This is a genomic window from candidate division WOR-3 bacterium (assembly GCA_039802005.1).
GTDB lineage: Bacteria > Hydrothermota > Tepidihabitantia > SM23-42 > JAOAFX01 > JAOAFX01.
On sequence record JBDRVV010000023.1, the window covers coordinates 1 to 15,456 of the forward strand.

Consider the following 15,456-nt stretch of genomic DNA (forward strand, 5'->3'; position numbering starts at 1 on the left):
AAAGTGGGTTTCGCTTTTATTTTATTTCGGTTTATTCTTATTATTGTTTCTTATCACCACACAATTTCGGATGAGAAGAATATTTATTGAACCCTTTATTTACACTTTCCTTGAGTTAATTATATTTTTGAACATCATAACGATATTCTCATTTTCCCGGACATTATATCTCCCTTTATTTGCTTTTATATTCTTTAATGTTGTCGCTATTTTATTAAGAGCCAATCTGTTTTCTTACAATGGTTATTTTAGAAAAGTATACATCATTATCGGACTTTTATTGCCGCCATTGAATAGCCTTATTATACATTCGCTTTCTATATTTGATGTCTTTTCTTTGGCAATATATGTTTTTTTATTATTCATATTGGCAATATATTATGTTGAGAGATACGAATTTTCCTGACAGAAATAGTCTTTTTCATTTTGATGCCGATACCTTTTTGCTTCAACGAATACCTTTCTGGAGATTTATAAAATTTCTCGTCCCCTACTGGCGTAAGGGGCTTTTTGCCTTTATTTTTATGCTTCTATCAGTAGGACTACAACTCCCAATGCCATTTTTGACGAGGTTTCTTATTGATAAGGTAATCGTTCTTAAAAGTTTTCAATTACTGAATATTATCGGGCTTGTCTTGATTGGCGTTCTTTTTATATATGCGGTCTCAACATTCTTACAGAGTTTCTTATTAACTACTTTCCGTGGACGAGTCTTGTTTGATATAAGACTAAAATTATTTGAGCACATACAAAAATTATCACTAACATTCTTCCATAAAGAAGAGACCGGTTATCTAATGTCCCGATTGAGTGATGATGTCAATGCAGTTCAGGGATTGCTTGCGGATACATTGGTCTCCGCAGGACAGAATATCTTGACTTTTATCGCTGGTGTTGGTTGCACGCTATATATCCATCCCAAACTTGCTTTAATCTGCTTTTTGATTCTGCCATTTTATCTACTGTCATTAATGGTATTTAATAAGAGAATTAGAAATATGAGTTATGAGGTGAGGGAAAGGTATGCCTTATTGAATAAAGACCTACAGGAATTATTATCCGGGGTCTCGGTGATTAAGGCATTTACTGGAGAAAAGCGAGCAACGATAAAGATGGTTAAAAAGATAAGTGAGGCAATCCGTAAGGAGGTCAGGTTAGATATTACTGCCACGATTGCCTCTATCTCTTCGGCATTAATCTCTGCGGCAGGGCCGATTGTCTTAATCTGGTATGGTTGTGCAGAGATAATGAGGGGGAATTTAACGGTTGGTAGTTTGATTGCATTCAATTCTTTTATTGGCTATCTATTTGGACCAACGAGAAATTTGTATAATTTAAATCTTAATGTTCAACGCTCACTGACGGCAGTAGAAAGAATTTTTGAAATGCTCGATTTAGCACCTGAAAAAGACGGCAAAAAAGAGATTGAGATAAAAGAGGGCAGGGTTATATTTGAAAATGTCTCTTTTTCTTATAATGGGGCTGAGGAAGTATTAAAAGATATTTCATTTGAGGTAAACCCTGGTGAGATAGTTGCGATTGTGGGTCGAAGCGGTGTCGGTAAGACAACATTAGTCTCTTTACTTCCAAGATTCTTTGAGCCAGAAAGGGGGAGGATATTGATTGATGGTGAGGATATAAAAGATGTAAGATTAAAATCATTAAGGGGTCAAATTGGCATATGCTCACAGGATGTATTTTTATTCTCTGATACAATAAAAGAGAATATAAGATTTGGCAATCCCGAGGCAAAAGATGGTACGATAGAAAATGCGGCAAGGTTGGCTTACGCAGATGAATTCATTAAAAACTTGCCACAAGGGTATGAAACAAAGGTAGGTGAGCGTGGTGTTAATCTTTCTGGTGGTGAGCGACAGCGGATTGCAATAGCGCGGGCTTTAATAAAAAATCCCAAGATTTTAATTCTTGATGAGGCGACTTCACAATTGGATTCAGAATCAGAAAAGGCGATTCAAGAGGCATTAAAGAACTTATTAGAAAACCGCACCACTTTTATCATTACCCATAGATTATCAACAATTCGAAATGCGGATAAGATTTTGGTTTTAGATGAAGGCAAGATTGCTAGTATTGGAAGGCATGAAGAATTGTATAGTTCCTGTGCGGTTTATAGACATCTTTATGATGAGCAATTTTTGAAACAAGATTAATGACGTAAAATATATTTAAAAGTTAATGTATTTCTTAAGACTTGCAATAAATTCAATAGGGGCAGTTTCTCACCATCCTGTTGTTTAGACAGGCGTGGTTATTGGTCTTTGGGCATGTCAGCCTGTAATAATAAAAATTCATTTCCAAACAGCAGCGAGAAGGGTCCTGAAAAAAGTCGTGCTATTCGGACACTTTTTAACATTCTGACACAGGAAGTATAAGTTGAAAAAGGTTAATTTACATTCAACTTGATTAGATAAAAAAATCATTGACACAAAAAAATATTTATATATAATTACTAAGAAGGGGGTAAAATGAAATCAAACAATCTTAAATCCGTCATTCTTCTATTCGTCATAATTTCTTTTATACCTGCCCAAATGCAAACTGTTAAGCAGGATTTACATACTGCTGTTTTATCGTTAAAATTTATTTCACCGGCTGAACTTGTTGATAATCTTCTAAAACAAAGACAATTGGATGATAATTATATTCTTAAAACAAAACAGGGTGATGTCAAACTTCTTGTCAACAACTCAACAAATCAATTATTGCTCACCGGAGACTCAATTTCGATTTATGAAGCAAAAAATATGATTGAATTTTTAGATGTGGCACCAAGGCAGATTGTGGTCGAAGCCAAAATAGTAGAATTCAATAATTCAAGAATGAAGGAATTGGGTTTTGATTGGCAGAAATTTTTGGATAACACTAGAATCGGCGAGCAACTATCGGTTGATGCATATCAAGTGAAAAGGCAATATCAGGGTAACGAAGCAGAAGAAAAAAGCATTCATACTGCGTTAAACGGCTTTATCCAGCATACCATATCTATTGGTGACCTATTAAAAATTATTCAGGAAAATGACATTGGCAAAATAACGAATACACCACAAATAGTTACGATCAACAACAAGACCGGTATTCTATTAGATGGTTCACGGGTGACCTATGTAGCACGCTATTCAAGTTATGCTAATATCTATGAAACTTCGGAATTGAATGCTGGTCTTTATCTTGAAGTAACCCCTTCTTTAGGTGATAATGACTACTTAAGACTTGATGTAAAAGCAAAAATCACGAGCCTGGGTGAGGTTATTGGTGGGAGTCCGAGCGAACTTGGACAGCAAGTTCAAAACACGGTAATAGTAAAGAATGGTCAGGAATTCCTGCTGGGCAGTTTTAAGAAAACAGAAAAAGTGAAAATAAAGAGAAAAACTCCGATTCTCGGCACAATATTGCCATTTCTATTCTCACGCACATATGAGGTTGATACCGCTAAGGATTTTCTGGTTATATTAAAACCGATTGTCGTTGACCTTAATCCACCGGCACCACCGAAAATAGAAGAAAAATAAACTATATTACGCAAGCCGATTTAATTAAACGACTAAACAACGCATCAGCAAGCTGGTGCACTCCAGTTCTACTCTTCATCCACAAGTTGATGTACTCCATTTTGCAGAGCAATCTCTGCCACTACAGTACTTTAACTTTAATCCTCATATTCTTTTTTTGCGTTTTCTGCAAGTGGAACGATACTGCAAGACCCGACACCGTCGGGGCGATACTGCATTTCCTGCGATTATTTACTGCATTGCCTGCAATTGATAAAGATGATAATACACACCCTTCTTTGCAAGCAGTTCCTGATGGGTTCCGATTTCTTTTATCTCGCCTTTATGCAAAACATATATTCTATCAACATCCTTTATTGTGCTCAATCGGTGGGCAATGATTATTGCAGTCCTGCCCGTAATCAATTTCTTCAATCCATCCTGAATATACTGCTCGGTCTCCGCATCAATGCTTGCTGTTGCCTCATCCAGAATCAATATTTTCGGGTTGAATGCTAAAACCCTTGCAAATGAGAGCAACTGGCGCTCGCCAGTAGAGAGTGTCACTCCCCTTTCCATCACCATTTCGTCATACTTATGGGGAAACCGGTCAATGAATTTATCCGCATTGATATATGCGGCAATTTCCTTTACCCGGTCATCCTCAATCGGTAGATTCAATCGGATGTTTGATTTTATATCACCGGAAAACAAGAATACATCCTGCATCACCACACCAATCTTTGAACGTAGTGATTCAAGTTTTATATCCCTGATATCAACACCATCAATCAATATTCTCCCCTTTTGTATCTCATAAAGCCTGGAGAGCAAACTTATTATTGAAGTCTTGCCTGCACCTGTTGGACCCACAAATGCTACCTTCTCACCGGGTTTGATCTTGAAGCTCACATTTTTTAAAACCCATTCTTTCTCATCATAACTAAAACAGACATTCTGAAATTCAATCTCACCCTTGACTTCAGTCAGTTCTTTAGCACCAGGCAAAGAGGTTATCTTTATTTCTTCATCCAGCAACTGGAATATCCTTTCGCTCGATGCCATTGCGGATTGTAGTATTGTATAAGATTCGGTCAATTCCCTTATCGGTCTAAAGAACATCTCTACATAGGTCAAGAATGCCACAAGAATACCGAGCGAAAGATTGCCGGTGATTACCCTTCCTCCACCATAATACAGAACAAGCCCTATCCCCAGCGAACTTATAACTTCAATCAGCGGTCTGAAGAATGACATAAGTGTAACTTCTTTTAAATTTGCCGATAGATATTCCCGATTAATCACATCAAACTTTTGCTGACTCTCTTTCTCATTTGCAAATACCTTTATCACCCGCATACCTGAAATATTTTCCTGTAATGTCGCATTCAACCGGGCAAGTTTCCGGCGCACAAGGCGATAAATCTCTCGGGCTCTAATCCTGAAGTATGAAGTCAATACTACAACCAGGGGCACGACAATAAATGTAATCAGGGCAAGCCTGATATTTATCGCAAGTAGAATAACAACAATCCCAATTAATAGTAATATATCCCTTGAGAGTGTTGCGAAGACACTCGTCAGTGCCTCATTTATTGCTTCCACATCATTTGTGGCACGGGTGACGAGCCGACCAACAGGATTATGGTCAAAAAATGCGAGGTCTAAATCCTGGAGTTTCTGAAAGACCTTCATTCTCAACGAATGCATAAAGAGTTGGCCAGTGTATTGCATTAGATAGAGATGAATAAAATTAACGATAACGCCTAAGAAAATAATGGCAAGAAAGATAAGTGCCATTCTAAACACGCCGTTCAAATCATTCTTTCTAATTTTCAGCAAATCCAATGAATTTATCTTTGCTAATTTATCATAGGGTGCAATTATCAAATTTTCATATTGCTCAAAGACTTCGGGATTATTACTTATCAATGACTGGGCATCTTTATCAATCTCATTTTTATATAAGTAATAATATCGTTCTTTCGATAGGAAATTTTCTTTCTGCCATTTATGAACGGTGTCGGGTGAGACTTTGGAGAGTTGGGATTGGGTTATGAAATAAAGATTCTCACCAAGTTTCGGCAATTTTTTATCGTATTCAACATAAAGTTTGTATCCGGTCTTGGTTATATATCTATCAATCGTAAATCTCATAATATTGGGAAAGACGAGTTCAACGAGGGCAGCAATGATTAGAAGGACAAAAGAAATGATAAGATATTTGAGGTAAGGTTTGAGTAACCCCAGTAATCGTGCAATCAGTCTTCGGTCAAATACCCTGCCCAGGTCTTTTTCTTCAGTATGGAATTCATGCATCATTTAGACACCGTCCTACTTCCACCCTCACCTTTTTCCTCTCCCTTCAAGGGAGAGGACAGGTGAGGGGCTGATATCTTCTCCAGTTTCATCTCAAGTTGCTGTGTTTTATAAATACTATAGTACAGACCACGCTGTTTGATCAATTCCTGATGGGTTCCTCTTTCCACAATCCTACCTTCATCAAGCACAACAATCAACTTTGCCTCTTTTATCGCAAAAAGTCGATGGGAGATAACTATTGTCGTGCGATTTGCCACTTCTGATTTTAGATTTTTCACAATCTTCTGTTCGGTATTTGCATCTACCGCAGAAAACGCATCATCAAGAATTAAAATCGGTCGCTTAAGAATCAGTGCCCGCGCCAGGGCAATCCTTTGTTTCTGCCCACCACTCAAGGTAATACCCCTTTCCCCCACAATCGTCTCAAACTTATCCGGAAATTCCATTATCTCATCATAAATTTCGGCAATCTTTGCCACATTTTCAACTTCCTGCAAACTCGCCTTTTGGTTACCAAACAGGATATTATCTTTTATTGACTCAGAAAATAAAAATGTATCCTGAGGAACAAAGGCAATATTCTTACGCAGTTCATCAATTTTGTATTCTTTTATATCAATGCCATTGAGCAGAATTACACCATGCTGTGGTTCATAAAGTCTTAACAACAAATGGACAAGACTTGATTTTCCTGAACCAATCGGACCGGTGATGCCGATGAATGAACCCGGTTCTATAACAAGATTGATATTACTCAATGCAGGTTTTTCTTTACCAGAATAGGTAAAAGTTACATCTCTAAATTCGATCTTCGCTTCGGCATTAGTTATTGATTGATAGCCACTTTTTATCGTTGGCTGTGTCCTGAATATCCGGTTCAGCCTTCCCTGGGATGCAGCACCACGCTGGAACATATTTATCGCCCTGCCGATCGCCATCATAGGCCAGACCAGCATTTGTAAATAGACCATAAATGCAACAAAAGAACCAACCGATATTGCACCGATGATTACATATCTGCCCCCCAGACCCAGAACAATCACCTCACCAATACCTGCCAGCCCCATTATAATCGGAAAGAATAATGCAAGTATCTTCCATAACTTCATATTCTTATCCACATAATCCTGGCTTACTTTTTTAAATTTTTCTATTTCAGCATCTTCCTGGACGAATAATTTTACTACCCTGATTCCAGAAAGGTTCTCACGCACCCGTTCGGTGAGGTCAGAAAAAGACGCCTGCACTTTTTCAAACAGCCTATGGATGAAACGGCCAAAATAAGTAGAGAAAAACGCAATAAATGGAAATGGTAAAAGTGAATATAGCGTAAGGCGTGGACTGATCAGAATCATCATCACCAATGAGGCAATACCCAATGCAAATATATCAACTAAAATAACCAGTCCAAAGCCGATGGACATCCTTATTGCATTTATGTCATTCACCGCATGCGCCATTAAGTCACCGGTCTTATGGGTATCAAAGAAACTTGTATCAAGGGTTGTCAAATGGTTATAAAAATCTTCTCGTAGTTCTTTTTCAATTCTTCGTGCCGAGCCGATGAGTAGATAGCGCCACCAGAATCTACCAAATGCAATGCCGATCGCTATCACCATTATTAAAAAGAAATAATGACCAAGCAAATTAGGTGTTGCCCTACCCTGGGCAAGGGCATCTATCGCCAGTTTTAAAACCCTCGGAACGAATAACTGCAAAAGGTCAATTATGACAAGGGCAATAACGCCGATTAGAATCTGCCAGAAGTATTTTTTGAAGTATTTTTTTAGAGCAAGCAATTCACGCATATTATTCTATTTTCTTTGCCCTTGGTCCACCATATATTCCCATATCTGAACGCGAACCATCCAAATCAATAATCAATGTATCACCCGCATCAATACAGGGCGAGTCTTTCTTCAAGATAAAGGTCATTCCATCAAATTTCGGGTCAACAGAGATATTCCCATTGCTACCAGTCTGGTCATCCATTCCCTGATAATTCCCTGCTTTGTTATTCCAGAAATTATTAAATCTGATGGGGAATTTTTCTGATACCCCATTCATCCAGGCACCGACACAGGGGCATACCCATTCTTCTTTCCAACCATTCTCAGCAACGATATTGTTTTCAAAAATACCGGTCGCATTTGAATCCCATACCGCAAATCCACAATTGCCATTATGATAAATCACATTATTCACAACCTTCATATATGAACTGCCGGTGGCAATTATTCCCCAGCCTAAATTGTCATATACCGCATTATTCATCACCACCGCACTTGAATTTCCAAAACAACCTATCCCTTTCCAGTATTCAGATATGAAATTGCGATAAATTAAGGCATTCGCATCCCAGGTTATACCAATTCCTGCACCCCTGCCTTTTTTAATAATATTATCAGTTATTACTGCACTCGCCCCACGATAAAGGGCAATTCCATCCCAGGTGTTGTTATAGATATAACAATTACGGATATAAATCTCTGCCCCTTCCCTGCCGAATATGCCACCAATCCCAACGACCACCGTATCAATTCTATGGGTATTATCAATCACTGCTACATTCTCGATCGTCACTTTGCTATTTTTAACAACAATTCCGGCATCAGTCGCATTGCCATCAGGGCTCCTTCTGCCACCGGTTATGGTGAGATTTGAAAGATAGACACTTTCGCAGTCTTCAAAAAGTAAGCCATAACCCGCATTTGTGACCAAGACAGTGCTATCCCGTTTTTCACCGATTATTACCAGCGATTTACTTTTAATATGAAATCCAGCCGTGGTTTTTACTTCGGTCAAAGGCTCGACACAATTCCCACATATCTTTTCTATATATGGTTCTGCCCGGGCACTAAAAACTCCTTTTTTAATAAAAACTGTATCTTTGGTCTTTGCACCCATAAAGACCGAATCAAGATTCATATCAGGCATAACCGTAATAAAATCGCTTATTAAAATCAATAATATCAACATATTTTTAAGTTTCTGGTAATTATATCCAGATTTTAAATTTAAGCAATACGGGTCAGAAAATTAATCCTACCTCACGACTTGTCCATTTTTGAATAAAAAAATAATCTTAGGACAGGCTTCCTTATAGACGGTTATTATCGTAATTATGGATTATCTTTCAATTAAATCCGAATCTCATGCTTTCCGCTATTGGTGTATATTATTTTACAAGAATGAATTTTTTTGAAACTTGTTTATTATTCTGTCTGATAACAAGAAAATAGATACCACCAGAAAGGTTAGTTAAGTTTAATATCTTCCGATAATTTCCTGACTCACTTTCGCCAATCTTTATTGATTTTCTCGTTGCACCTGTTATATCATATACTATAAGTTCAGCATCACAACCATTTCTGAGATTGTATTCAATGCTTAACAACCCGTATGAAACGCTCGGATAGACCTTCATATTTAACCCTGCATCCTGCATCGTGTATCTTGTACCCACTTCTTCTATTCCTACAAGCCCGCGCCAAGCGTGCTTGAAAAATCCCGTAATAAATGAATCACACGAATATACCGCATGGATGGTATTATATTTGTCCATCTCCAAGCCGAGGTCACAAGTAAATACCCCGTCTGATGAATCACAAAGCAAACTCACATGCCATGTGATATCTTTATAATAGTAGATGGCTTTTGACTGCATCGCTGGCTTAACGGCAATATGGGGACGATCATAATTATCCAGTTCAAGCGCTATCCTCACACCTACCCAGCCAATAGTCAAAAGTGTATCTATATGCCAGGTTGAACCATCCCACCACCTATACTCAAGGTCACCACCTGCATCATATGCAAGATGGGGATATTGGTCTTTATCAAGTTCAAAATCCAAGGATCGCGCACTTAAATCAATATACTCTATCCACTTCATTACCCAGTTATTAAGACTATCATAAGTGTATATCTTTAAGGAGTTAACCCCATAACCAATCTGCTCCCTGAATGCAATATGCGGTATATTGTGTTTGTCAAATTTTAATGTCGGACTCCAATCACGGGAATCTGACTGTCCATTATACTCTACCGTTGATATCTCCCAGATGACGCCATTATAATGGGCATATTTGATATACTGCGCCTCTATGGAATCATGTTGAATATAGGCAATGCCCGGCAATCCCAGGGTATCAAGGGCAATAGAACTCTTAATATCAGTCCAACCCGGGAATCTATACCAAATTGTGTCAATGACCGAAATATGCCAGCCATTATAATCCCGAAATGCATAACACAAAAGGGTATATTGGGAATTCTGGTCATTTACCCGGTAATAACTCATATGGGGAATGTTATTGTTATCGTAGATGAGTGAATATCCAAAACTAACAGAGAATCCGCTATCAGCAATTTCCTTTTGCCATTCATTTTCAAGCCGGCGTGCATAAAAAATCTTGTGTATAGCATCGTCGCAATAAACAACACCAGGAATACCACTGGTATCAAGTGCCAGAGAGTTAAAAACAGCAAAGTTACTTGGCGAACTCACTGTATCAATCACTTCTCTTTCCCACATAGCCTGTCCAGACCCCAATACAAAGATAAAGAATATCAAACATTTTTTCATCTTAACTCCTTTATGAAGAGCGGCAATGGCATTTTGTTTTTCATTTATTTTGTAATAATAATTTTTCTGCTCACTTTTTCTTTACCCTGTGTAAGGACAAGAAAGTAAATGCCACTTGTCAAATTTTTTAAATCTATTCGCTGTGTGTAATAACCAGGGAAAGATACCTTTTGATTGCATTCCCACACGCATGCACCGATTGAGTTATAAATTGAGATTGAAATATTATTTTGAATCGGAACCCTGTATTTTATTGTTATATTATCCTTAATCACGGTTGGTAACTCGGTAATACCGAGGGTCGCAGGAATAATCTCTTGTGCATCCGAACTCTGTTCACCACCAGGCCAACCAACCTGGCAGGTAGTCCTGGAAGGTAAATACTGAATATAATCATCGCTAAGATTATGAGAGCGGGTGACCGTTACTTTTAGTATCCCTACTGTCTGAGGTGTAATATTAAAGGTAACCAATCCGGTAAGATCCGTGTAACCAATCAGATAAATATCCCCAGGCTTATTCAAGCAAACCTTGGCAAAAGGAACAGGACTGTTTGTTATAGCATCCCTAACCCGAACTCTAAATCGTGTTTGTTGTCCTACTGGAATCTGGATGGGATGAAAAACAATAAGATTGCGCGGTGTATTCGTCCAGACTTCTGTATACGGTGAGCCAAAGAGGTTATGGGAATAGCAGACATACCGGTATCGCCATAGATACAACCAATTAGTATCCGGCAAAAGACTCTTTGAAAGCGCTTCTGCAATACCTAATCTGGAAAACGCATTATCATTAAATGGACTATTGTTCTGGGTAAACAAAACATCATAAAAGCTATGCTGAATTGCATGAGATGGTCCGACATCAGCATAGTCTAACTGACCATCCCTTGTATTACCAAGATAAGCACAGGCCCCTTTGTCTGCATAGGTATCGACAAAACCATCCGCAATACAGGTGTCAGTAATCAGCAAATCCCCGTGAGCAAGTGTGTCATAAGCACCATTCCAGCAACTTATTGAATAACAAACAAAATACTTATTGTAATTATTCAATTCATTCAAACCAGCATGGCCATTTGGTGTCTGGAGATAACTATAGATATAGGAGCGAGGCTGAGGCCATCTGGAAGCAAACAGATTCACATCGCCATGGCAATCTATCGTCACAATACCATATCCTGAATTGAATTCATTTATCACTACAGAGGCATATTGGTCTTCACAATTACGATGGGAAAAATAGGACGGAAACTCATTATAAGCAAAACCCTTACCTACTTCATGATTATAGATCCATAAGGCAGTTATAAGATTATCTGGTTGGAAACCCGGTGCAATCTCATAGTTCAGTGCCTTGCATACCCAGTTGGTAACCTCATTGGGACAACACGCAGGAATTCTACCGACAAAGACCTCAGGGAATCGATCAGCCTGATCCTGACTCAATTCACCCCACACATAATCACCGTCTACATCCCAGTTTCCGGTAAGGTCAGAATAGTACATATCACAGGGAATAGAATCAGACACTGGGATAGGCTCGCCAGGATTTTTATCCGTAGATGTTGCATATCTCACCGGTAAAAATTCAGCATCTCCCCCGAGGATGAAATAAGTTCCACCCCATTCCATATAACAGTATTTTATGTAATTGCGAATCCTTTCAGCATTATCGCAACCTGAAAAATGCTCATATATCCATTCTGGTGTGACCATTACAGTTGGCAATCCCTGGTCAACAAGCCAATCAGCATAAGGTTGGAAATAAGGTTTGAACCACTCGGGCGTAATTATCACTCCTGGTGCGAAATTGCTCGTCATTAATGCGGACTCATCAACCAATGTTGGTCTCATGTAATAAGCAGAAATTTCGTAATCATTTACAACAACTTTTGCGAGTGCTTGGTCATAGACCAACTGTTCATACCTTCCCCTGACTTGCGGTCTTAATTCCGGTAGCGCATTTGGACCAAAAGAAAATTCAAAACTGATTTGCCTTGCAAGAAAAAGTCGTTTTGTCTTTGGACGATATTGGAGTGGTTTTACTTCCACCGTAATGATCCGCGCACCATCCATAATTCCACTGCCAATAATGCTAATAAATTTACCAGGAAAGAGACTATCAGAATTGTAGATCAAAGTATCAGGGGGAACCCAGGGTACAGATTCACCAATGGCCCGCGGCGATTGCGTAGGATAAATATAGTACTCACCAGGGATCTGAACGAGTTGGAACTGGGAAACAATTATAGAATCAGCCTTTGCATTGGGTGGAATGATGTAATTAAGATAGACTGCGGGTAACTCAGGTGTCCCGGGTTTACAGCAAAGGCTGAACTTAGGTGCACTTATCCGGTCAAACCCATTCTCTTTATAAAAAGAAAATTCACCAGGAGAGTAATCAAGCGTATACCCCCCCCATACAAGAATGACCGGTGCACTGCTTAGTAACAGTATTTTTAAGACTTTCATCTATACCTCCTTACATCCTTTGCCTTTGCCGCTTTTAATTCTAATTATAATAAAAATTTTCAAGATGTCAAGAATACACTCTTTCTGCCGAGCAGACAAAGTTGATTTTTGAAAATTGCTTTAGATGGAAAAATGCTTCATTTTTCACCCACAAATAGTTTAATATTGCCGTTAAGTGAACTGTCATAATAACAAATATTATTATTTTATTGACATTATACTAATTTTGTGTAATATACCTTATTAAAATGGAGGCACAATGCTGAAAGATTTAGAGTATCTGGCACTTACCATTTTATTAATCTTTCCCCTATTTGCCCAGGTTGCTGATAGCTTGACCGAAATAGAGTCACCTCGGGTCTTTATTGATTGTGAATGGATAGATATGGATTTCATCAAACAAGAAATTCCCTATGTGAATTATGTGATTGAACGTAAAGATGCGGATATTTATATATTGATAACAAAAAGGGCAACCGCAGGGGAAGGAACAGAATATAGCATCTATTTTACGGGTCAACAGAATTACTCCGGAATGGCTGATACCCTGCAGTATGTTGCGTTGATATCCGATTCGGATGATACAATCCGAAGAGAAATTACAAAAAGATTGAAATTAGGCCTTGTCCGTTATCTTGCCCGAACACCCATCGGTGAGAAATTACAGATATTAGTTCCAGAAAAAAAGATTACATTAAAACCCAAAGACCCCTGGCACAACTGGGTATTCAGTATCAGTCTTAACGGTTATTTTAGCGGACAGCAAAAATACAATTTCAATAATCTATATTCCACATTCTCGGCAAATAAAGTGCTGGAAGAATGGAAAATTCTCAATTACCTGAGTTATTATTACACAAAAAACATTTACAAATTGAACGATACCACAACGATTACCAATGAGTCAAAAAGTTATAATGGCTCAACAAACCTTGTCATCAGTCTGGGTGACCATTTTTCTGCAGGTTATTATCTGTCTTTCTACTCTTCAACCTACGAAAATGTTCTGATAAGCAGTGGCGTTGCACCGGCGGTTGAGTATAACATCTATCCTTACCGAGAATCCTCAACACGAAAATTAACAATCCTTTATGATATTGGATATGTCTATTATGAATATTATGATACAACGATATTCAATAAACTCCAAGAAAAGTTATTCAAAGAAGCGGCGTCAATAGAAACCAACATTATTCAAAAATGGGGCTCAATCAATCTCCGCCTCAAGGGTTCCCATTATTTCCACGATTTCAAAAAAAATCGCCTGACACTGTTTACCGATATCTCCCTTCCCATTGTTAAAGGTTTGTCATTCAAGGTCTATTCCTATGTCTCAATGATTCACGACCAGTTATCGTTGCCTAAGAAAGAATTGACTGAAGAAGAAATCATCCTGCAAAAAAGATTACTTGCGACCCAATATTCTTATTATGCATCAATTGGTCTCTCTTACACATTCGGCTCAATATACAGCAATATTGTGAATCCCAGATTTTGATTTATGATTTTTTAAACAACTGCCCTGCCTTTTCCGCAGAGGTCTTTATTCCCTGAATGATTGCCGAACTGAATCCTTCGTGTTCCATCTCATTCAATCCGGCAATTGTGCAACCTCGGGGTGTAGTCACTTTATCTACTTCCTGTTCAGGGTGAAAATTAAATTCAAGCAATAATTTTGCCGCACCGAGTGCGGTTTGTGCCGACATAAATATTGCATCTTCAGGATGAAAGCCTATCTCAATCCCGCCCTGTGCCGCTGCCCTTATCCCCCTCAAAAAGAATGCAACACCACAGGCACACAGGGCGGTCGCCGCAATCATATCCCCCTCGGGGATTATTTTCGCTTTACCCAGGTTATCAAATAGTTCCTTTATAAAATTAATGTGCGGTTCGGCTTTTTTGTTGAAGGCAAGGCAGGTCATCGATTCTTGCACGGCAATAGCAGTATTAGGCATCGCCCTGATAATTGGTAGTTTCTTGCCAATTTTTTCCTCAATCGCACTAATCGGGACTCCGGTCACCACCGAAATTAATATGTGTTGTGCGGAATGAAGAACAGTTTTAATCTCGCTAAGCAGTTGCATTATTTCATCAGGCCGTACCGTGAGAAAAATATATTTAGCATTTTTAACTGCATTTCGATTATCGGTAGTTACATTAAAGCCTTTTTTTCTCAAATCACTCAGACCATCAATCCTACGTCTTGTTATCACAATCTGCTCTGGCTTATATTTTTTAGACTTCACAAGACCAATAGCGATTGCCGAACCAATATTTCCACCACCCAGGATTGCTACATTTATATTTTTCATCAATCGCTCCTTTCTTACAATTATATTTACAATAACTCCTATTTCAAGACACCTGATTCTTAACCTGTATTGTTCAAACCCAATATCATTTGCCGGACAAAAATGAATGCAAGCCTGAAGAGGCTGTGTTGCAATTAGTATTTGTCATGCTGAACAATGTCATGCCGAATTTATTTCGGCATCTCATGCCATATTCAGCATCCCGAAATAAGTTCGGGACGGCGTGTGAAGAATCCAACATTTTTGAGACC

At 38.5% G+C, this 15,456-nt stretch carries 10 protein-coding genes; 4 read left to right on the forward strand and 6 right to left on the reverse strand.

From position 1 onward, the window contains the following. The 3 genes from ABIL69_08155 to ABIL69_08165 form a co-directional block, all read left to right on the forward strand. Window positions 1–406, forward strand: a 406-nt coding sequence (locus ABIL69_08155) for a hypothetical protein (protein MEO0123955.1), incomplete at its 5' end; no start/stop codon positions are given. Continuing rightward, the gene (locus ABIL69_08160) at window positions 381–2,171 is read left to right on the forward strand and encodes an ABC transporter ATP-binding protein (GenBank protein ID MEO0123956.1); all 1,791 of its coding nucleotides are present in this window, start codon (window positions 381–383) and stop codon (window positions 2,169–2,171) included. The genes ABIL69_08155 and ABIL69_08160, both read left to right, overlap by 26 nt. Window positions 2,172–2,486: 315 nt before the next feature. Continuing rightward, window positions 2,487–3,530, forward strand: coding sequence for a hypothetical protein (locus tag ABIL69_08165; GenBank protein MEO0123957.1), 1,044 nt, complete (start codon window positions 2,487–2,489; stop codon window positions 3,528–3,530). Window positions 3,531–3,761: 231 nt separating this feature from the next. Here ABIL69_08165 and ABIL69_08170 read toward each other — a convergent pair whose 3' ends face one another. The 5 genes from ABIL69_08170 to ABIL69_08190 all read right to left on the reverse strand — a co-directional run bounded on the left by ABIL69_08170 (window position 3,762) and on the right by ABIL69_08190 (window position 12,893). Beyond that, window positions 3,762–5,831 (reverse strand): ABC transporter ATP-binding protein, encoded by a 2,070-nt coding sequence (locus ABIL69_08170; GenBank protein ID MEO0123958.1) that lies wholly within the window; start codon window positions 5,829–5,831, stop codon window positions 3,762–3,764. Continuing rightward, window positions 5,828–7,639, reverse strand: a complete 1,812-nt coding sequence (locus ABIL69_08175; GenBank protein MEO0123959.1) for an ABC transporter ATP-binding protein — start codon at window positions 7,637–7,639, stop codon at window positions 5,828–5,830. The genes ABIL69_08170 and ABIL69_08175 overlap by 4 nt, the downstream gene beginning before the upstream one ends. A 1-nt stretch (window position 7,640) precedes the next feature. Beyond that, window positions 7,641–8,810 (reverse strand): right-handed parallel beta-helix repeat-containing protein, encoded by a 1,170-nt coding sequence (locus tag ABIL69_08180; GenBank protein ID MEO0123960.1) that lies wholly within the window; start codon window positions 8,808–8,810, stop codon window positions 7,641–7,643. A gap of 199 nt (window positions 8,811–9,009) precedes the next feature. Next, window positions 9,010–10,419: a T9SS type A sorting domain-containing protein gene (locus ABIL69_08185; protein ID MEO0123961.1), complete on the reverse strand. Its 1,410-nt coding sequence runs from the start codon at window positions 10,417–10,419 to the stop codon at window positions 9,010–9,012. Window positions 10,420–10,463: 44 nt separating this feature from the next. After that, window positions 10,464–12,893 carry a C25 family cysteine peptidase gene (locus ABIL69_08190; GenBank protein MEO0123962.1) on the reverse strand — a complete coding sequence of 810 codons (2,430 nt, stop codon included), beginning with the start codon at window positions 12,891–12,893 and terminating at the stop codon, window positions 10,464–10,466. Window positions 12,894–13,152: 259 nt separating this feature from the next. Here ABIL69_08190 and ABIL69_08195 point away from each other — a divergent pair, with 259 nt between their 5' ends. Then, window positions 13,153–14,391 carry a hypothetical protein gene (locus ABIL69_08195; GenBank protein MEO0123963.1) on the forward strand — a complete coding sequence of 413 codons (1,239 nt, stop codon included), beginning with the start codon at window positions 13,153–13,155 and terminating at the stop codon, window positions 14,389–14,391. Window position 14,392: 1 nt separating this feature from the next. Here ABIL69_08195 and proC read toward each other — a convergent pair whose 3' ends face one another. Next, window positions 14,393–15,205 carry a pyrroline-5-carboxylate reductase gene (gene proC, locus ABIL69_08200; GenBank protein MEO0123964.1) on the reverse strand — a complete coding sequence of 271 codons (813 nt, stop codon included), beginning with the start codon at window positions 15,203–15,205 and terminating at the stop codon, window positions 14,393–14,395. Between the last annotated feature and the right edge of the window lie 251 nt (window positions 15,206–15,456).

Bases quoted from the DNA above. Each gene is read 5' to 3' on its own strand.
- ABIL69_08160 (MEO0123956.1), top strand. From the start codon at position 381: ATGTTGAGAGATACGAATTTTCCTGACAGAAATAGTCTTTTTCATTTT.
- ABIL69_08165 (MEO0123957.1), top strand. From the start codon at position 2,487: ATGAAATCAAACAATCTTAAATCCGTCATTCTTCTATTCGTCATAATT.
- ABIL69_08170 (MEO0123958.1), bottom strand. From the start codon at position 5,831: ATGATGCATGAATTCCATACTGAAGAAAAAGACCTGGGCAGGGTATTT.
- ABIL69_08175 (MEO0123959.1), bottom strand. From the start codon at position 7,639: ATGCGTGAATTGCTTGCTCTAAAAAAATACTTCAAAAAATACTTCTGG.
- ABIL69_08180 (MEO0123960.1), bottom strand. From the start codon at position 8,810: ATGTTGATATTATTGATTTTAATAAGCGATTTTATTACGGTTATGCCT.
- ABIL69_08185 (MEO0123961.1), bottom strand. From the start codon at position 10,419: ATGAAAAAATGTTTGATATTCTTTATCTTTGTATTGGGGTCTGGACAG.
- ABIL69_08190 (MEO0123962.1), bottom strand. From the start codon at position 12,893: ATGAAAGTCTTAAAAATACTGTTACTAAGCAGTGCACCGGTCATTCTT.
- ABIL69_08195 (MEO0123963.1), top strand. From the start codon at position 13,153: ATGCTGAAAGATTTAGAGTATCTGGCACTTACCATTTTATTAATCTTT.
- proC (MEO0123964.1), bottom strand. From the start codon at position 15,205: ATGAAAAATATAAATGTAGCAATCCTGGGTGGTGGAAATATTGGTTCG.